At 76.5% G+C, this 19,310-nt stretch carries 13 protein-coding genes and 1 tRNA gene; 6 read left to right on the top strand and 8 right to left on the bottom strand.

Annotated features, from left to right (window positions below; translation table 11 throughout):
- Positions 1–6 precede the first annotated feature (6 nt).
- From WDV86_RS09145 to WDV86_RS09115, 7 genes are read right to left on the bottom strand one after another with little or no spacing between them, the layout of a single operon-like run.
- A complete protein-coding gene (locus tag WDV86_RS09145) occupies positions 7–2,037 on the bottom strand; it encodes a protein kinase domain-containing protein (protein ID WP_339567313.1) in 2,031 nt (676 codons plus the stop codon).
- Positions 2,034–3,656: a serine/threonine-protein kinase gene (locus WDV86_RS09140; protein ID WP_339567312.1), complete on the bottom strand. Its 1,623-nt coding sequence runs from the start codon at positions 3,654–3,656 to the stop codon at positions 2,034–2,036. The genes WDV86_RS09145 and WDV86_RS09140 overlap by 4 nt, the downstream gene beginning before the upstream one ends.
- Entirely contained in the window at positions 3,653–5,128 is a 1,476-nt protein-coding gene (locus tag WDV86_RS09135) for a peptidoglycan D,D-transpeptidase FtsI family protein (protein WP_339567311.1), read from the bottom strand. The genes WDV86_RS09140 and WDV86_RS09135 overlap by 4 nt, the downstream gene beginning before the upstream one ends.
- Complete coding sequence (locus WDV86_RS09130) at positions 5,125–6,519, bottom strand: FtsW/RodA/SpoVE family cell cycle protein (RefSeq protein WP_339567310.1); 1,395 nt, start codon at positions 6,517–6,519, stop codon at positions 5,125–5,127. The genes WDV86_RS09135 and WDV86_RS09130 overlap by 4 nt, the downstream gene beginning before the upstream one ends.
- A gap of 2 nt (positions 6,520–6,521) precedes the next feature.
- Positions 6,522–7,922 carry a PP2C family serine/threonine-protein phosphatase gene (locus WDV86_RS09125; RefSeq protein WP_339567309.1) on the bottom strand — a complete coding sequence of 467 codons (1,401 nt, stop codon included), beginning with the start codon at positions 7,920–7,922 and terminating at the stop codon, positions 6,522–6,524.
- 6 nt (positions 7,923–7,928) lie between these two features.
- A complete protein-coding gene (locus WDV86_RS09120; RefSeq protein ID WP_339567308.1) occupies positions 7,929–8,402 on the bottom strand; it encodes an FHA domain-containing protein FhaB/FipA in 474 nt (157 codons plus the stop codon).
- Positions 8,399–9,136, bottom strand: a complete 738-nt coding sequence (locus tag WDV86_RS09115) for a DUF3662 and FHA domain-containing protein (protein ID WP_339567307.1) — start codon at positions 9,134–9,136, stop codon at positions 8,399–8,401. Before WDV86_RS09115 ends, WDV86_RS09120 begins: the two co-directional genes overlap by 4 nt.
- Before the next feature lie 267 nt (positions 9,137–9,403).
- Here WDV86_RS09115 and WDV86_RS09110 point away from each other — a divergent pair.
- Both WDV86_RS09110 and WDV86_RS09105 read left to right on the top strand, forming a co-directional pair.
- Positions 9,404–9,486, top strand: a tRNA-Leu gene (locus WDV86_RS09110).
- Positions 9,487–9,672: 186 nt separating this feature from the next.
- Positions 9,673–10,980 carry a PP2C family protein-serine/threonine phosphatase gene (locus WDV86_RS09105; RefSeq protein WP_339567306.1) on the top strand — a complete coding sequence of 436 codons (1,308 nt, stop codon included), beginning with the start codon at positions 9,673–9,675 and terminating at the stop codon, positions 10,978–10,980.
- A 12-nt stretch (positions 10,981–10,992) separates the two neighbouring features.
- Here the strand turns inward: WDV86_RS09105 and WDV86_RS09100 are convergent, their stop codons facing one another.
- Positions 10,993–13,374, bottom strand: a complete 2,382-nt coding sequence (locus WDV86_RS09100) for a diguanylate cyclase domain-containing protein (RefSeq protein ID WP_339567305.1) — start codon at positions 13,372–13,374, stop codon at positions 10,993–10,995.
- A 290-nt stretch (positions 13,375–13,664) separates the two neighbouring features.
- On the opposite strand from WDV86_RS09100, the gene WDV86_RS09095 reads away from it, so the two are divergent.
- The 4 genes from WDV86_RS09095 (at position 13,665) to WDV86_RS09080 (ending at position 19,223) form a co-directional block, all read left to right on the top strand.
- A complete protein-coding gene (locus tag WDV86_RS09095) occupies positions 13,665–14,846 on the top strand; it encodes an NAD-dependent epimerase/dehydratase family protein (protein WP_339567304.1) in 1,182 nt (393 codons plus the stop codon).
- Between the two features lie 19 nt (positions 14,847–14,865).
- Positions 14,866–15,843 carry an NAD-dependent epimerase/dehydratase family protein gene (locus WDV86_RS09090; RefSeq protein WP_339567303.1) on the top strand — a complete coding sequence of 326 codons (978 nt, stop codon included), beginning with the start codon at positions 14,866–14,868 and terminating at the stop codon, positions 15,841–15,843.
- Positions 15,844–15,953: 110 nt separating this feature from the next.
- Complete coding sequence (locus WDV86_RS09085) at positions 15,954–17,588, top strand: glycosyltransferase family 2 protein (protein ID WP_339567302.1); 1,635 nt, start codon at positions 15,954–15,956, stop codon at positions 17,586–17,588.
- Positions 17,589–17,765: 177 nt separating this feature from the next.
- Positions 17,766–19,223, top strand: coding sequence for a hypothetical protein (locus WDV86_RS09080; protein WP_339567301.1), 1,458 nt, complete (start codon positions 17,766–17,768; stop codon positions 19,221–19,223).
- The last annotated feature ends 87 nt before the right edge of the window (positions 19,224–19,310 follow it).

Raw genomic sequence — 19,310 nt, 5'->3', positions numbered from 1 at the left:
GCGTGCTCAAGGCGACGAGCGGTCACCCTCCGGCTGCGCGGTGGTCGTGGTGTCGGGCTCCGTCTCGGTCGGCTCGGGCGTCGGGACGGTCTCCGTCTCGGTCGGCTCGGGCGTCGGCGGCGACGGGACGGCGACGACGAGGGTGACGGTCGAGCCCTGCGGCACGGGTCCCGCGCCCGGGTCCTGGCTCACGACGACGTTCTCGGCCACCTCGTCGGTGGTCACGAAGTCCTGCGTCGGCGTCAGCCCCAGCGAGATCAGCGCGCTGCGAGCGGTCGTGACCGGTAGGCCCACGTAGTCCTCGATCTGCACCGTCCCGTCCGAGACCACGAGGTCCACGCTCGAGCCCGGCGCGACGGTCACCCCGGGGCCAGGGTCGGTCGAGATGACGGCGCCCTCCGGCTGCCGCTGGTCGGGGGACTCGCTCACGTCCCCGACCTCGAGGTCTACCTCTTCGAGCGCGGCGCGGGCCCGCGCCTCGGTGAAGCCGGTCACGGACGGCACCGTGACCGACTCGGGGCCCGTGGACACCGTGACCTCGACGGCGCTGCCCTCCTCGACCTCCTCGCCCGCAGCCGGGTCGCTCGCCACGACGCGACCTTCCGGGACGTCGGCGGACGGGGCGCTCGTCGCCTCGAAGTCGAGGCCGGCGGCCACCACGGTCGCCTCGGCGCCCGCCGCGGTCTCGCCGACCACGTCGGGCACGACCGTGAGCACGGGTTCCTCGTCCGCCAGCAGGCGCGGCAGGAGCACCGCGGCGGCGACGACGAGCGCGAGGGCGACGAGGGCGGCCAGCACCACGACGGCCCGGCGGCCCCGGTCCGGCGCCTCCTGCTCCTCCTCGGGCGCAGCGGGAGGGAGCTGGACCGGCCCGCTCGGGACCGACGTCGGCACCGGCGCGGCGACCGCGCTCGTCGCCGCCGCGACCGCCGCCACCTCGGCCGTGCTCGCGCCGCCGTCCGCCGCCGCGAGCAGGTCCAGCCGGAAGGCGTCCGCGTCGGGGTAGCGGTCGTCGGGGTCCTTGGCGAGGGCCCGCGCGACGACGCCGTCCAGGGCCGGCGGCAGCCCGGGGTGGTGCGCCGACGGCGGCTCCGGGGTCTCGCTGACGTGCTGGTAGGCCAGCGACACGGCCGACTCGCCCTCGAAGGGGGGCCGGCCCGTGAGCAGCTCGTGCAGCAGGCAGCCCGTGGAGTACAGGTCGGTGCGGGCGTCGACCGGGCGCCCGCGGGCCTGCTCGGGCGAGAGGTACTGCGCCGTGCCGAGGACGGTCGAGGTGTGCGTCGCCGTCACCGACGTGTCCGCCATCGCCCGGGCGATGCCGAAGTCCATGACCTTGACGTCGCCGCCGGGCGTCAGCATCACGTTGGCCGGCTTGATGTCGCGGTGCACGATGCCGGCGCGGTGGCTGTAGGCCAGGGCGGACAGCACACCCGCGGTGATCGTCACCGCGAGGTCGACGCCTACCCCCGGTTCCCCGTCCGACTGGCCCTCGCCCTGCTCGCCCTGGCCTCGGCCCTGCTCGTCCTGTCCCTGCTCGTCCTGTCCCTGCTCGTCCTGGCCCTGCTCGTCCTCGCCCGGTGCCAGGCGCGTCGTCGCGTCCGTCGAGCCCGCCGGGGCGCGCCGGCCCATCGCCGCCGTCGGCTCCGGCGCCCCGGAGACGGGCAGGCCCCGGGCGCGTCGGCGGTCGTCGAGCAGCTCTCGGACCGTCGCGCCGCGCACCAGCTCCATGACGATGAAGGGCAGCGGCTCGTGGCCGGGTGGCAGCGCGCCCTCGCCGACATCGTGGACGCCGACGACGGCGGGGTGGTTGAGCGCCGCGGCCGAGCGCGCCTCGCGCCGGAACCGCTCCTGGAAGGTCGCGTCCCGCGCCAGGTCGGCCCGCAGCAGCTTGACGGCGACCTGGCGCCCCAGCACCTGGTCCTGCGCCGCGAGGACGACCGCCATGCCGCCGCGCCCCAGCTCCTCGCCGAGCACGTAGCGGTCGGCGAGCACCCGCTCCGGAGGCGCCTCGGGCGCCCCCGTGCCGTCGTCGCTCACGAGGTGCCGCCACCGCCCGACCTGGCGAGGGGTGCCGTCGGCGCGGGGCGGGCCTCCACCGCGGTGGCTGCCTCGGTCGCGGTCGGTGCCGGCGCGGCCTCGGTGCTCGGTGCCGGCTCGCTCTCCGTCGGGTCGGTCGCCGTCGGCTCCGGCTCCGGCTCGCTCTCGGTCGGCGCCGGGTCGGGCTCCGGCTCGTCCGGCGCCTCGGCGTAGGTGACCGTGAGCGTCGTCGACGTCGGCACGGTCCCGGTGGGGCTCACCGCGACGACGTCGCCCGGGTCCTGCGCCGTGGTCGTCTGCGCCTGCGGGCTGACGGAGAAGCCGAGCGCCTGCAGGTCGGCGCGCACCGCCTCCAGGGAGCGCCCGACGTAGTCGTCGGCGTCGACCGACGCCGTCTCCTCCTCGTCCTCGTCCTCGCCCGTCTCGGTCTCTTCCGGCGCGGGCGTGCTCGCCGACGGCGTCGGTGCGGGGGCGGCCTCCTCGGCCGGGTCACCGAGCAGTGCCACGCCGATGACGGCCAGCACGCCGAGCAGCAGCAGCACCAGGACGGCGACGAGCGGTGCGCTGGAACGCCTCTTCGGCGGCGGGCCGCTGCGGCTGGCCCCGCCGGGAGGGCGCTGGCGCACCGGCGGCGCCGGGGCGGCCGGCGTGACCGGGGGCTGCACCCTCGTCGCGGGGGACTGCACCGCCGTCGCCGCCGTGGGTGCCTGCTGCGGCATCGCCGTGGTGGTCGCGGCCGTCGCGGCAGCCCCCGCCCCGGCGACGAGCCCGGACGCCACGAGCGCGCGGTGCGCCCCCGCCTCGTCCCCGCGCCCCAGGGCGGCGGCGACCGCCGCCAGCGCGCTGCCGTCGGCGGGCCGGCGCGCCGGGTCCTTGCGAAGGCACACCTCGACGAGCTCGCGGATGCCTGCCGGCACGTGCCCGGGCAGCCCTGGCGGCTCGTCGTTGACCTGCGCCATCGCGACGGCGACCTGGGAGTCGCCGGTGAAGGGCCGCTCGCCCGTCAGCGTCTCGTGCAGGACGACGCCGAGGGCGTAGACGTCGCTCGCGGGCAGCGCCGGCCGCCCCATCGCCTGCTCGGGCGCCAGGTACTGCGCCGTGCCCATGACCTGCCCGGTCCGGGTCAGCGGTGCCTGGTCCCCTGCCCGGGCGATGCCGAAGTCGGTGACCTTGACGTCGCCCTCGGGGGTGATGAGCAGGTTGCCCGGCTTGACGTCACGGTGGACGACGCCGGCGGCGTGCGCCGCGCCGAGCCCCGAGGCCGCCTGGGCGACGACCCGCACGGCGCGGCCCGGGTCCATCGGCCCCTCGCGGGCGATGATGTCCGACAGCGGCGCCCCCGGCACCAGCTCCATCACGAGGTAGGCCGAGCCCTCGACCTCGCCGTAGTCGTAGATGCCGGCGATGTTCGGGTGCGCGAGGGCGGCCGAGTGCCGCGCCTCCGCCCGGAAGCGCTCGAGGAAGCCGGGGTCGCCCGTGAACTCCTCCTTGAGGATCTTCACGGCGACCTCGCGGCCGAGGACCTCGTCGGCCGCGGCCCACACCTCGCCCATGCCGCCGACGGCGATCCGGGACGTCAGCCGGTAGCGCCCCAGCACGTCACCCGCTGCGGGCCTCATCCGCCGACCACCGCCTCCATCACCTGGCGGGCGACGGGCGCCGCCGTCCGGCCGCCCGAGGCGTCGTCACCGGCGACGCCGCCGTTCTCGACGACGACGGCGACGGCGACCTGCGGGTCGTCCGCGGGCGCGAAGCCCGTGAACCACACGTGCGGGTCCTCGTCCTGCCCGTCCCCGTCCTGGTCGCCGACCTCCGCGGTACCCGTCTTGCCCGCCACGTCGACGCCGCTGATCTGCGCCGCCGTCCCCGACCCGCTGCTCACGACCAGCTCCATCATCTCCGTCAGCTGCTGCGCCGTCTGCGACGACACCGCCCGCCCCAGCTCTCGCGTCCCCGGCTGCTCGACGACCGAGAGGTCCGCCGCACGCACCGTGGCGACCATCTGCGGGGCCACGAGGACGCCGTCGTTGGCGATGGCCGCGCTGACCATGGCCACCTGCAGCGGTGTCACCCGGACGCTGCCCTGGCCGATGGCCGCCAGCGCCCGCTGCGGCTCGTCGAGGTCCTCGGGGTAGCTGCTCGCGGTGACGTCGACCGGGACGGCGAGAGAGCGGCCGAAGCCGAAGTCGGCGGCCTCCTCGGCGACGGCGCCCTCCGGCAGCTCCAGCCCCAGCGCCCCGAAGGCCGTGTTGCAGGAGATCCGCAGCGCGTCGGCCAGCGACACCTCGTCGCCGGGTCCGCAGGCCTGGCCCGTGACGTTGGGAAGGCTGATGTCGGTCTGCGGCAGCGGCAGCTCTGCCGGGCCGGGCAGCACCGACTGGGGCGTGTAGTCACCGGTCTCCAGCGCCGCGGCCGCCGTCACCAGCTTGAAGGTGGAGCCCGGCGGGTAGAGGTCGCCGGCGAGCGCCCGGTTGACGAGGGGGTCCTCGGGGTCGGCCAGCAGCCGCTCGTAGGCCTGCTGCACCTGCGCGGTGTCGAGCGAGGCCAGCTCGCCGGGGTCGAAGGAGGGGTTGCTCACCATCGCGAGCACCCGTCCCGTCGAGGGCTCGAGCGCGACGACGGCGCCGCGCTGGCCGGCGAGGGCGTCCTGCGCCGCCTGCTGCACCTCGGGCACCAGGGTCAGCTCGACGTCGGCGCCCGAGGCCTGGGTGCCCGTGAGCAGGTCGGCGACGCGCCGGGCGAAGAGCTCGTCGGCCGTCCCGGCCAGCAGCGGCCCGACGGCGCTCTCGATGCCCGTGCTGCCGTAGACGACCGAGTAGAAGCCCGTGGCGTGCGCCCACTCGGCACCCCCCGGGTAGGTGCGGCGGTAGGCGATCTCGCCGTCGTTCTCCACGGACTCGGCGAGGATCTGCCCGCCCGCGGCCGTGATGGCGCCGCGGTCGCGGCCCAGCTCGTCGAGCAGGGTGCGCGAGTTGCGTGGGTCGGCGTCCAGCGACCCGGCCTGGGCGAACTGGACCCACGTCGCGCCGCCGAGGAGCAGCGCGAAGAGGAGCGCGACGACGACGGACAGACGGCGCAGCGGCGTGTTCATACCGTCCTCACCACCTGGGTCTCGCTCGTCGCCGGGTCCGGCGGCCCGCTGGGGGCCGGCGTCGGGGCGGGGCGCCGGGCGGCGTCGGAGATGCGCAGCAGCAGGCCGATGATGATCCAGTTCGTGAGCAGGGAGGAGCCGCCCGCCGCGAGGAACGGCATGGTCAGGCCGGTGAGGGGGATCACCCGCAGGACGCCGCCGGCGACGACGAAGCACTGCAGCGCCACGGTGAAGGCCAGACCCCCCGCGAGGAGCTTGCCGAAGCCGTCGCGGACGCCGATCGCGGTGCGCAGGCCCCGCTCGACGAGGACCAGGTACAGCAGCAGGATCGCCAGGAGCCCGGCCAGGCCGAGCTCCTCGCCGAGGCTCGCGAGGATGAAGTCGCTGTTGGCGAAGGGCACGATCTCGGGGCGCCCCCGCCCCAGCCCGGTGCCGGTCAGCCCGCCGTTCGCGAGGCCGAACAGCCCCTGGACCAGCTGGTAGCTGCCGCCGAACGGCCGGTCGTAGACCTCCGGGTCGAAGGGGTCCAGCCACCCCGAGACGCGCTGCTGCACGTGGGCGAACAGCCTCCAGGCGACGTAGGCGCCGCCGGCGAAGAGCCCGAGGCCGATGGCGATCCAGCTGACCCGCTCGGTCGCGAGGTAGAGCACCGCGACGAAGAGCCCGAAGAAGAGCAGCGACGTCCCGAGGTCGCGCTGCAGCACGAGCACGCCGACGCTGCCCGCCCAGGCCACGAGGATCGGCCCGAGGTCGCGCCCGCGCGGCAGCTGCAGCCCGAGGACCTTCCGGCCGGCGAGGGAGAGGGTGTCGCGCGCCGTCACGAGGTAGCCCGCGAAGAACACCGCCAGCGTGATCTTGGCGATCTCCCCCGGCTGGAAGGAGAGCGGCCCGACGGCGATCCAGATCCGGGCGCCGTTGATGGTCTGGCCGAGGACGGGCAGCAGCGGCAGCAGCAGCAGGACGAGGCTCGCGACCATCGCGACGAAGGTGTAGCGCCGCAGGTGGCGGTGGTCGGTGAGCAGGGCGACGACGAGCGTCGCCGCGGCCACCCCGATGGCCGACCACAGCAGCTGGCGCGGGGCCTGCGCGCTCCCGTCGGCGAGGTCGAGGCGGTGGATCATCGCCAGACCGAGCCCGTTGAGGGCGACGGCGACGGGCAGCAGCGTGGGGTCGGCGTACGGCGCCCGGAGGCGGACGACGACGTGGACGAGCAGCGCGAGCACCGCGAAGCCGCCGCCGTACCAGAGGACGCCGTCGCTCCAGGTGCCCTCGACGCCGACGCCGACCAGTCCGTAGCTGAGGGCGGCGACCCCGACGGCGAGGACGAGCAGGAGCAGCTCGACGCCGCGGCCGGTGCGCGGGGCCTGTGCGGGGGCGGAGGTGACGGCCATCCTCAGCTCCCTCCGTCCTGGTCCAGGGCCGAGCACCCGGGCGGCACGTCCTCGGTCCCCGCCGCCTCGGTGGGCTCGGCCGTCGCTGGCTCAGCTGGCTCGGTGGTCTCAGCTGGATCGGACGCCTCGGTGGGAGCCTCGGTGGGCGTCGGCGTCGCCTCGGAGGCGGGGCACGCCTGCTCGAGGAGCACCAGCGCCACGCCCTCGGCGGCCTCGCGGCTGTCGGTGGTGATGCCGTCCTCGACGCGCTGCCGGGACACGGGCGGCAGGTCCGCCAGCCGCAGCCCGACGGCGCTGACCTCCGAGGACATGGACAGAGGGCCGAGGTCCTGAGGCAGGCCGCGGTAGACGCCCACGGCCCCGCCCTGGTCGGCGCCGACGAAGTACTGCCGCTGGCTCCACGTCCACGCCGCGAGCGCGCCGCCGACGAGCAGCACGGCGACGAGCGCCCCCGCGAGCGCCCGCGGCCACACCGGGCGGCGCAGGCGCCCCGAGCCGCGACGGGAGGGCTGCCCCCCGGACCCCCGGCCGGACCCGGAGCCGGACCCGCTCGTGGGCCCGCCGGCGGGGGCGTCCCCGGCTGCCGTACGCGCGCCGGGGGTCGCGGGGGTGACCCCCGCGAGCAGCCCGGGCTGGGAGGCGGCCGCGCCGACCACCGTCACGTGGTCGGGCGGCGCCGTGCGGGCGTCGACGACGTCCGCGACGACGACGGTGACGTTGTCCGACCCGCCCCCGTGCAGCGCCAGCTCCACGAGGACGTCCGCGCACTGGCCGACGTCCTCGACGCCCGCGAGGGCGTCACGCATCGCCTCGTGGGCGACCATCCCCGACAGGCCGTCCGAGCACAGCAGCCAGCGGTCGCCGGTGCGGGCCTCGCGGACCGACGTGTCGAGCCTCTCGTCCTCGCCGCCGTCGCGCAGGACCCGCAGCACGACGGAGCGCTGGGGGTGGTGCTCGGCGTCCTGCGGGCTGATGCGGCCCTCGTCGACGAGGTGCTGGACGAAGGTGTGGTCGTGCGTCACCTGGCTCAGGACGCCGCCGCGCAGCAGGTAGGCGCGGCTGTCGCCGATGTGGGCGAGCACGAGGCGGTCGCCCGTGCGCAGCAGTGCCGTCACGGTGGTACCCATGCCCGCGAGCGCCGGTTCCTCCCGGACGCGGTCGACGAGACGACGGGTGGCCCGGCTGGCGGCCTCGACGAGCCGGCGCTCGGCGTCGGCGTGGCTGTCGCCCTCCAGCCGGCTCAGCTCGGCGACGGCCAGGGCCGAGGCGACGTCACCGCCCGCGTGCCCGCCCATGCCGTCGGCGACCGCGAGCAGGTGCGGGCCCACGTAGGCCGAGTCCTGGTTGGAGGAGCGGACGAGGCCGACGTGGGAGCGGGCGGCGTAGCGCAGGGCCGTGGGCACGGGCCGTTACCGCCGCAGCTCGAGGACCGTACGACCGATCCGTAGCTGCGCCCCGGCGCGCACGGGGGTGGCGGCCCCGAGCTGGTCGCGGCCGAGCAGGGTGCCGTTCGTCGAGCCGAGGTCCTCGACCCACCACGCCCCGTCCTGGGGGAAGAGCCGGGCGTGCCGGCCGGAGGCGTAGTCGTCGTCCAGCACGAGCGTGGAGTCGGGAGACCGGCCGATGACGACGGGCGAGCTCGCGAGCGTCAGGCTCGTGCCGCGCAGCGGGCCCTCGACGACGACGACGGCGCGCGGCGAGCCGCGGTCCTCGCGCGGGGGCGGCGGCGCGTTGTCGCGGCGCTGCGGACCGGCGGGCGCGGCGGCGCGGGCCGAGCGGGCGCCGAAGATGTCGCCGCGCAGCACGCCGACGACGGAGAGCACGAGCACCCACAGCAGCACGAGAAGGCCGAGCCGCAGGGCCGTGAAGGCCAGCTCGCTCACCGGCCGTCACCGCCGAGGTCGAGCTCGGAGGTCTCCGGCCGCCGCGTGCGGTCGCGGCTGGAGAAGGTGATGCGGGTGCGCCCGACCGCGATGACGGCGCCGTCCACGAGCGGCGCGGACTCGACCCGGCGCCCGTCGAGGAAGGTGCCGTTGGTGGAGCCGAGGTCCCGGACGCTCGCACGGCCCGCCTCGACCCGGATCTCGACGTGGCGCCGCGAGACCCCGGGGTCGTCGACGACGACGTCGGACTCGCTGCCCCGGCCGACCACGGTCGCGCGCCCGGTGAGCTGGTAGCGGCTGCCGTCGACGTCGAGCACGGGGTGCTCGGGTGTCGCCGAGGCCGCCGTCGCGGGGGCGATGGAGCCGCGCACCCGGGCGCTGCGGACGTTGAAGACGCCTGTCTCCAGCTCCTCGTCACGCTCGAAGACGACCGAGACGGGGCCGAGGAAGGCGTAGTGCTGCTGGCGGGCGTGCTCGGTGACGGCGTCGGCGAGCTCCTCGCCCAGCGCGTCGTCCCACGTCGCGATCCGGTCGTGGTCGCCCGGGCCGAGCGCGATGGTGAAGGCGTTGGGGACGAGCGTGCGCTGGCGGCTCAGCACCTGCGCGGAGGTGTCGGTCTCCTTGCGCAGGGCGCTCGCCAGCTCGACGGGCTGGACCTCGCTGCGGAAGGCGCGGGCGAAGACGCCGTTGACGGCGCGCTCGATGCGCTTCTCGAAGCGGTCGAGTGCTCCCACCGCAGCCTCCCTCCTGCTCGGCCTCTGCCCCGTCACCGGGTCTGCGATCGCGTCTGTCGTCGGGCTGCCCGTGGCTCACGAGCGCCCGCCAGCCTAGCGACGACGTCCGGGCGCACCGCCGTCCTCGGCCCGGCGCGGCCCGTCGTGGTCCGGCAGGGCCCCGTCCGGCTCACCCGACCGGACCACCTCACCGGCCCCACCCGGCCGTCGGGGGGTTCTCTCGTCGTCCGGGGCGGCGGCGCCCGGGTGCTAGCCTCGGCACCGCTCGCGCGAGTGGCGGAATGGCAGACGCGCACGGTTCAGGTCCGTGTGCCCGAAAGGGCGTGGGGGTTCAACTCCCCCCTCGCGCACCGTGAGCAGCAGCCCCGGACCGACGTCCGGGGCTGCTGTCGTCCGGGGCACGGCGCCGTCGCGGGCGGCCGACGTCCCCGGTCCTCGCCGTCGTGGGCCGTGACGGCTCCGCGGGCGCCGGGGCTCCCAGGTAGCGTCGCCGCGGCGGGGGGCCCACGCTGCAGGGCCGGGACGAGGAGGTGCGTGTGAGCGAGACGCCTGTCTGCGCCGACCGTGCCACCCCGTCGTCCGCCGTGGACGCGACCGCCGGTGACCGCGGCCTGCTGGTCGCCGCGCTGGAGGCCGTCGACCAGGCCGTGTGCGTCTCGGACATGCGCCGGCCGGACGAGCCGATCGTCTACGTCAACCCGGCCTTCACCCAGACCACGGGGTACACCGCGGCCCAGGCCCTGGGCCGCAACTGCCGGTTCCTGCAGGACGGCCTCGACGTCGGGGACGCCCCCGCCCGGATCCGTGCGCTCCTGCGCGAGGGCCGCAGCGGCGTCGTCACGCTGCCCAACGGCCGGGCGGACGGCACCGTCTTCGTCAACGAGCTGTCCCTCTCACCCCTGCACGACGCCGAGGGCGTGCTGACGCACTACGTCGCGGTCCAGCGCGACGTCACCGACCGGGTCGAGGCCGAGCGGGCCCGCGACGTCTCGCGCCTGGAGCAGACCGAGCTGGCCGAGCAGCTGCAGCGCACGCTCGTGCCCCGCCGGCTCCCGGACGCGCCGGGGTACGCCCTGGCCGTCCGCTACTCCCCGGCGACCCGCGCCGACGGCTCCCGCGGCGCCGTCAGCGGAGACGTCTACGACCTCGTCCCCCGACCCGGTGGCGGCTGGTTCGCCGTCATCGGGGACATCTCCGGCCGGGGCCCCCGGGCGGCCGCCGCCACCGGCGTGCTGCGGTGGTCCCTGCGGGGTGTCGCGACGACGGTGGACGGGCCCGCGGAGCTGCTGCGCGACGTCGCCGCCGTCGTCCTGGACGCCATGGACGGGCGGTTCGCCACCGCCGCCGTCGTCGCGCTGCCCGACCTCGCCGACCCGGCTGGCGACGAGGCGGTCATGGACGGGGCGCCGACGGACGGGGCGCTGACGGACGGGAGACCGGGGTCCGGGGGGGCCGCGACCGCCGTCGTCGCCCTGGCTGGCCACCCGCGCCCGGTGCTGCTGCCCGCCGACGGCCCGGCGCGCCACGTCGGCCGCCACGGGTCGCTGCTCGGGGTGCTGCCCGACGTCAGCACCTACGACGAGGCGGTGCCGTTGCGGCCCGGTGACCAGCTGGTGCTCTTCACCGACGGCGTCACCGAGACGATGGACTCCTCCCGGCAGATGCTCGGCGGGGACGGCCTGCTCGCCGCCCTCGACGGCATCGCGCCCGAGGACCGCCGCGGGCCGCACGCCCAGGACGCCACCGCCGACGCCGTCCTCGCGGCCGTCGAGGCCCACGCCGGCGGGCCCAGCTCTGACGACCTCACGCTGCTCGTGATCGCGAGGCCGGTCGCCGCGCCCTAGGTGTACCCGGCGCTAGCAGGCGGTCGAGACCTCGGGCCGCCACGCCTCGTCGTCGACCCGGTCACCGCCGAGGGGCGTGGGCCCCTCCCGCGGCGCCCGCGGGGCCGCGCACCACCGGTCCCCACCCGCGCGCTTGGCGGCGTACATCGCCGCATCGGCACGGGCGAGCACCGTCGCCGCGTCCTCGCCGCCCGCGGCGAGGGCCGTGCCGAGGCTCGCGGTGATGCGGTGCAGGCGGGCCGGGGGGTCGTAGGGCGCGCCGACGGCGGCGACCACCCGCGCCGCGACGACGTCGAGGTCCGCGGGCACCGAGAGGCCGGGGCAGACGACGACGAGCTCGTCCCCGCCGAGGCGGGCGACGGTGTCTCCGGGCCGCACCGCGGCGTCGAGCCGCCCCGCGACGGCGCGCAGGACGTCGTCGCCGACCGCGTGGCCCTCGGCGTCGTTGACGGCTTTGAAGCCGTCGAGGTCCAGGTAGAGGACCCCGACCCGCGAGTCGGCGGCGGGGCCCGGGCGGAGCAGGTCGTCGAGCCGGTCGAGCAGCAGCGCACGGTTCGGCAGCCCCGTCAGGGCGTCGTGCGAGGCCTGGTGGGCCAGCAGCACCTCGATCTCGTGCCGCTCGGTGACGTCCTCGACGAGGAGCACCGCCTCCGGCGCACCGTCGCCGGCGGCGACCACCGAGGCGGTGCAGGCGCAGCGGACCCGCCGCCCACCCGGGCCGAGCAGCCGCACCTCGAAGCGCTCGACGTCGACGCCGTCGGCCATCGCGTCGAGGGCGGCGTGCAGCAGCGGCATGTCGGTGGGCTCGGCGAGGTCGGCGACGTCGCAGCCGTCGAGGTCGGTGCGGCCGAGCAGCCGTGCCATGGCCGGGTTCGAGCGGGCCACCTTCCGGTCCCCAGGGGTCAGCGGCAGCACCAGCAGGCCCAGGGGCGAGGCGTCGAGGGCCAGGCGGAACAGCCGCTCGCGCTCGGCGTTGACGCGGGCCGAGCGGCGCCGGTCGGTGACGTCCACCAAGGTCACGACGGCGCCCGTGCCGTCGGGGCCGGGCAGGGGACGGGCGCTGACCTCGACCCAGCTCTCCCCGCCGTCGGCGCGGCGCACCAGCACGAGCTGCCCGTCCGACGTCACGCCAGCCAGCGCGGCCGCGCCGGGCTTCTCGCCCTCGCCGAGAGGGGTGCCGTCCGGCAGGTGCATCGTGTACGAGGCGACCCGCACGGCGCGGGACGCCTCGTGCGGCATCCCCAGCATCGCGCGGGCCGCGGCGTTGTCGAGGACCACCCGGTCCGCGGCGTCGAGGACGAAGACGCCCTCGCGGGCGCTGGCGACGACCGCCTCGAGCAGGCGGGCCTGCTGCTGCGCCGCCCGGCGCGTGCACCGCTCGCGCACGGCGAGCCCGCTCTGCGCGTCCCGGTGCAGGGCCAGGACCAGCACGCAGAAGCTGACGACGACGACCACGACCTGCGTCATCAGCACCTCGCGCTCGGTCAGGACGCGCAGGGACGGGCCGGTCGTCGCGTCCGCGAGGAAGAGCAGGCCGACGGCGTTCGCGAGCACGAGGAGGACGACGTGGTCGGTCGTCAGCCGGAGCCCGGCCCACACGGCCAGGGGGAGCAGGGTGACGACGAGGACGGTCGGGTCCTGCTGGGCCGTCGCCACGGCGTAGCAGCCTGCGAGGACGGAGCCGACGGCGAGCGCCTCGACCGGGCGTGACCTCGGGGCGGCCTCCGGCGCCGGCCCGCCCGGGGCGTCGGCCAGCTCGTGGAGGCCGGCGCCGCCGGCGCCGCGGTCGACGAGGCGGGAGAGCGCGGGCAGCACCCGGGTGCGCAGCCGCAGCCCCACGGCGAGCAGGACGAAGGTGGCGGCGGAGCTGCGCAGCCACCACTCCTGCATGACGAGCGGGATGTCCTCGTCGACGACGGCCCGCAGCAGCCCCGGGGCGACCAGGGCCGGGACGAGCCCGCCGGCGAGGGCGGCGGCGAGGACGGCGACGAGCTCGGAGGTCCGGCGGACGGTGAGGTCCTCCGCCACCCGGCACCGGCCCCCGACCAGCCGGTCGAGCGTCGCGACGGTGACGAGGCCGGAGAGGACGGCCACGACGCCGACGGCCATGCCGCGTGCGGCGGGGTACCCGACCGCGAGGTAGGTCACGACGGTGGTCAGCACCACGAGGACGGCGTCACGGGCCAGCCGGCGAGGTCGTCCCCAGGAACCGGCGAGCCAGAGCGCGGCGAGCCCCGCCGCCGGCCAGGCCAGCTCGAGCACCGTCGCGTGGGTGCGCACCCACCCGGTGACCACCCCGTACAGGAGCAGCAGCAGGACCGTGCGGACGACGTCGAGCCGCTCCTCCGGCGACCTCGTCCAGCCCGCCCCGCGCTCAGGCCCCCAACGCCCCACGGCTATCTCCTCTCCACCCCCGGGCCGCCACGAGGCGCGCGGGGTCTCCGCGGGGAGCATCGGCACGCCGCCGGTGGACCTTGAACGCCTGCCTCGTCGCGCACCCGGGCGCCCTGCCGCACCGCCCGTCCGCACGGCACCTCCGGGCCTGACGTGGCTGGCGGACCGCCGGCAGGTGACCGGTGGGTGCGGCGACCTGCGGGCGGCCCGGTGCGGGATACCGTCTGGGCCGCGGGCCAGGAGCCCGCGCAGGAGCGGGCCCGGGGCGTGGTCCGCGGGAGAGGAGCGGGATGCGCATCCTGGTGCTGGGCGGCGACGGCTACCTGGGCTGGCCGACGGTCATGTACCTGTCGGCGAAGGGGCACGAGGTCGGCGTCCTGGACAACGGGCTGCGCCGCCAGTACGACCACGAGCTGGGCGCGGGCAGCCTCGTCCCGATCGAGTCGATGGCGACGCGGGTGCGCGCGTGGCGCGAGGTCAGCGGCAAGACTCTCCCGGCCTGGACGACCGACCTCTGCGACGCCGACGGCCTGTACGCCGTGCTCCGGGAGTTCCAGCCGGAGGCCGTCGTCCACTTCGCGGAGCAGCGCGCCGCGCCGTACTCGATGATCGACCGCAAGCACGCGGTGCACACGCAGGTCAACAACGTCGTGGGCACGCTCAACCTCATGTACGCCATCGGCGAGCTGGACCGCGACGTCCACGTCGTCAAGCTCGGGACGATGGGCGAGTACGGGCAGCCGAACATCGATATCGAGGAGGGGTGGCTCGAGGTCACCCACAAGGGCCGCTCCGACCGGGTGCTCTTCCCGAAGAAGCCGGGCAGCTTCTACCACCTCTCCAAGGTGCACGACTCCCACAACCTCGAGTACGGCTGCCGGATCTGGGGGCTGCGGGTCACCGACCTCAACCAGGGCGTGGTGTACGGGCAGGAGACCGACGAGACGGTCCTCGACCCGCGCCTGGTCACGCGGCTGGACTACGACTCGGTCTTCGGCACGGTGATCAACCGCTTCGCCATCCAGGCGGTGCTGGGCGAGCCGCTGACCATCTACGGCGGCGGCAGCCAGACCCGCGCGACGATCGACATCCGCGACACGGTGGAGTGCATCCGCCTGGCCTGCGAGAACCCCGCCGACCGCGGTGAGTTCCGGGTGTTCAACCAGGCGACGGAGAAGTTCTCGCTCACGCAGATGGCCGAGACGGTCGCGCAGGCCTACCCGGGCGTCGCCGAGGTGGTGCACGTCGACAACCCGCGCGTGGAGATGGAGAACCACCACTACTCCTTCGTGCACACGGCGCTGGAGTCCCTCGGCCTGCAGCCCCACCACCTCTCCGACACGCTGCTGACGTCGATGTTCAAGGTCGTCGAGGAGCACGCCGGCCGGGTCGACCGCGAGGCGATGAAGCCCGTCGTCGACTGGCGTCGGGCGGCGAACCAGGCGCCCGCGCTGCGGCTGTCGGGCGCGTGAGGCCCCAGCGGTACGGCGCGTGAGCGGACCGCGCGTCCTCGTCACCGGCGCCTGCGGCTTCGTCGGCCGGCACGTCGTCGCCGCGCTGCTCGGGCGGGGCGCGCAGGTGTCCGCCGTCGACCGCTCGGCGCACCCCGACGTGCCGACCGTCGTGGGGGACCTGCGTGACGTCGGCACACGCGACCGTGCCGTCGTGCCGGGGCTCGACGTCGTCGTGCACCTCGCGGCCGTGACCTCGGTGCTGGGGTCGGTGGAGCGCCCGCAGGAGACGGTCGACCTCAACGTGACGGCGACCGCCGGGCTGCTGGAGCTGTGCCGCACGCGCGGGGTCGGGGGCCTCGTCCTGGCCTCGACGAACGCCGTCGTCGGCGACGTCGGGACCGGGACCATCACCGAGGACCTGCCGCTGCGGCCGCTGACGCCGTACGGGGCGAGCAAGGCGGCGGCGGAGATGCTGCTCTCGGGCTACGCGGGGGCCTTCGGGCTGCGGGCGCCCGCGGTGCGGCTCACCAACGTGTACGGCCCGGGGATGCGGGCCAAGGACAGCTTCGTGCCGCGGCTGCTGCGGGCGGCCGCGCAGGGCCGCGGCGTCGTCGTCTACGGCGACGGGCAGCAGCGGCGCGACCTCGTGCACGTGCACGACGCCGCGGCGGCGCTCGCCGACGCGGCGCTGGGGTGGCCCAGCGGCCCGACGGTCGTGGGTGGCGCCCGCTCGTACACGGTCACCGAGATGGTCGCGGCGGCGCGGGAGGCGACGGGCGCGCCGATCCCGGTGGAGCACCAGCCGGCCCGCGCCGGGGAGATGCCGGCCGTCGTCGTCGACATCTCGCGCGCACGCTCGCTCGGGTACGAGCCCACCACCGGGCTCGCCGCGGGGCTGGCGAGCGCGTGGCCGGACTTCCGGCCGTCGGCGGACCCGGCGACGGCCGGCTCGGACGACCTCGTCGACGCCGCGCCGGCCGGCCCCGCCGCGACGCCGGTGGGCGGCACGCGCTGAGGGACCGACCGCGGCGGGGCCGCCCCGCCGTCCGCACCGGCGAGGAGAGCCGACGGGGGGCCGGTGGCGTCCCCGGCGCGTCGCTGCTGCCGCAGGCGCCGCTGGCGGTCGTGCTGGCCCTCGGCGCGGGGGCGCGCGCGAGCACGTGGCCCGAGGAGGCGACCGGCGTCGAGCTCGTCGCGGCGCACGGGCTGGGCCTGCTCGGGGCGCTGCTGGTCGCCGTGATCGCCCAGCGGTGGGGGGTGTGGCGGTGGCTGTCGGCGCTCGCGGCGGCCCCATTGGCGCTCGGGCCGGCGCAGGTGGCGGCCGCCGGGCGCGGGGTGCTGGAGCCGGCGCTCGTCCTGTGCGTCGTCGGTGCCCTCGTCGCCGCGCTGTGGACGGCGCGCTCGGGCCTGGTGGCGTCGGTGCTGGCGCTGCTCGCCGCCGTCGGGGCGTCCGTGCTGCTGCTGGTGCTGTCACCGGGCGGGGACACCGGGCCGCTGGCGCTGCTGGCCCCCTTCGCCGGACCGCGCCCCGACGACGTCGTGACCCTGCTGCTCGGACGGCCCGTCGAGGACGTCTTCCTCACGGCGCCGCCGCCGCGTGGGCTGGGTGTCGAGCCCGTGGGGGTCGTGCGCGACGTGCCGGTGACGCTCGAGGTGCTGGCGGCGGCGGTGGCGGCCGTCCTGACGCTCGCGGCGCTGCTGGGGCTCGGGCGTGCCCGCCGCTCCCGGCTGCGGTGGGCTGCGGCGGCGCTCGCCGTCGTCCCGGGGCTCTTCGCGGCCGGTGCCCTGGTCGAGGGCGTCACGCCCGCGGTGCTGCTGCCGGTCCTGGCGATGCTGCCGGGGGCGGGGGCGGTCGGTCTGACGGCGCTGCTGCGCGGACGCCGAGGACGCCGTGCCGGCCCGGTCGGGCCCGACGACGTCGACCGCGCCGCCCTCGCCGCCCTGCCGGCCGCGCCCGAGGGGCCGCCGGCGCCGGTCGCCGTCGTCATCGCCGCCTACGACGAGGCGCCCGGCATCGGGGCGGTTCTCGCCGCGCTGCCGGGGGAGGTCTGCGGGCTGGGAGTGCTCGTCGTCGTCGTCGACGACGGCAGCACCGACGGCACGGCGCAGGCCGTCGCGGCCGCGGGCCGGGCGCTCGCGGAGGCCGGGCCGCCCGAGGGGGCGCCGGAGGTCCTCGCCGTCGCGTGCCCGGTCAACCGCGGGCAGGGGGCGGCCCTGCGGCTGGGCTACCGGGTGGCCCGCGAGCGCGGCGCGCGGTACGTCGTCACGACCGACGCCGACGGGCAGTACGACGTCGGCGACCTGCCCGCGGTGCTCGCGCCCGTCGTCGCCGGCGAGGCCGACTTCGTCACGGGATCGCGCCGCCTGGGTCGGCAGATGACGCGCGACCGTTTCCGCCGCCTCGGGGTCCACGTCTTCGCGGGCGTCGTCAGCGCGGTCTCGGGCACGTGGGTCACCGACACCTCCTTCGGCCTGCGGGCGATGCGCGCCGACCTGACCGGCGTGCTCACGCTGCGCCAGCCGCAGTACCAGTCCTCCGAGCTGCTCCTCGGCGTCCTGTCGCACGGGTACCGGGTCCGCGAGGTCCCGGCGACGATGCACGTGCGCACGTCCGGGTCGACGAAGAAGGGCACGAACCTCGTCTACGGCTCCCGCTACGCCCGCGTCGTCCTCGGCACGTGGTGGCGCGAAGGCCTCCTGCGCCCCGCCGACGAGACGGCCCCCGCCCTGCGCCGCCGCCCCCATCCCCGCGACGTGTGACCTCGTCGCGGCTCCTCGCGCGGCCCTTCGTCGCGTCGAGGTCACACATCGCGGAAGGGGCGTCGGGGTCAGGTCCGCGTCAAGGTCACACATCGGGAGGGAAGGGGAGGGTGGGGTGGGCGACGGAGCGGCGCCCATCGGCATGAGGCTCCGGCGGTCATGCCGCACCCTGGTCCCGTGACGACGGCGGAGGCGGACCGGGAGGCGCCCGGCGCGAGCGACGCCGCCGACGGCCGCGGACGGGCCCGACAAGGGGCCCGCGCCCTGCTCGCCGACCACGCCCCCTTCCTCGTCCTCCTCGGCCTCGGGGCGCTGCTGCGGGTCGTCGTTACCGTCGCCTTCCCGGGCGCGCTCATGGTCAGCGACGCCCCCTCCTACCTCGCCTTCCTCGACGACCTCACCCCGAGCGTCGCGCGCCCCGACGGCTACGGCCTCCTCCTGCTGCTGCCGCTCTCGCTGGTCGCGGACTCCCTCGCCCTCGTCGTCGGCGTCCAGCACCTGCTCGGGCTCGCCGCCGCCACCGGGCTGTACGCCGTCCTACGCCGCTGGGGGGTCGGGCGCTGGTGGGCCGCAGCCGCCGCCGCGCCGGTGCTCCTCGACGCGATGGTCCTGCTGCTGGAGCACACGGCGCTCAGCGACGCCCTCTTCCTCGACCTCGTGGTCCTCGCCGTCGTCCTCCTCGGGTGGCGACGACGCCCGACGCCGGGCATCGCCCTCGTCGCCGGCCTCGTCATGGGTCTCGCGACCATCACCCGCCAGGTCGGGACGCCGCTCGTCCTCGCGGGCGTCGTCTTCTGCCTGCTCGCCGCCGCCGGCCGCTGGCGCCGCGTGCTCACCGCGCTGTTGCTCGCCGTCGCCTTCGTCGTGCCGGTGGGGGCCTACGCCGCGTGGTACCAGAGCGCGAACGGGACCTTCGCCCTCTCCGGCATCGGCGGGACGTCGGCGTACATGCGGACGACGACGTTCGTCCAGTGCGACCGCCTGGACCTCCCGCCGTACGCCGAGGTGCTGTGCCCGCCCGAGCCCGTCGGGGAGCGGCGCGACCCCACCGACTACGGCTGGTACCAGATCGGCGTCGGCGCCCAGTCGCTCGCGGTGCCGCCCGGCGTCGACCGGGAGGAGGTGCTCCGCGACTTCGCCCGCCAGGCCCTCGCGGAGCAGCCCGGGGACTACGCGCGCATCGTGCTGCGCGACGCCGTGCTGATGTTCGACCCCTGGCGCGTCGACCGCTTCGAGTACGACACCACGCCCAAGTGGCGGTTCGAGAGCTACCTCGCGCCCCGTTCGACGGCGTGGACGCAGATGGGCTGGGCCCGCTACGCCGAGTCGCCGCCCGAGCCGCGGCAGCCGTGGGCGGACGCCCTCGTGGCCTACCAGCGGGTGGGGTACGTGCCCGGACCGGTGGTGCTGCTCTCGCTCGTCGTCGCGCTCGCGGGCGCCGTCCTCCCCCGGGCCGGCGCCGCGCGCCCTTACGTGCTGCTGCTCGTGCTCGTCGGGTTCGGCCTGTCCCTGCTGCCGGCGCTGACGACCGAGTTCATCTGGCGCTACCAGCTGCCCGGCGTCCTGCTGCTGCCGCCCGCCGCCGTCCTCGCCGCCTCGGCGCTGCGACGGCGCGGCGCCCGCCCGCCCGCCTGAGCCCGCCCCCGCCCGCTCCGACCCGGACTTCGGAGCCCTTCTTCGCGGCGCAGGCCCCAGGAGGCGGACTTCGTAGCCCTTCTCCGC

This window comes from Pseudokineococcus sp. 1T1Z-3, from assembly GCF_037482365.1.
Lineage (GTDB): Bacteria > Actinomycetota > Actinomycetes > Actinomycetales > Quadrisphaeraceae > Pseudokineococcus.
This window is presented reverse-complemented; position numbering and strand designations above follow the sequence as displayed.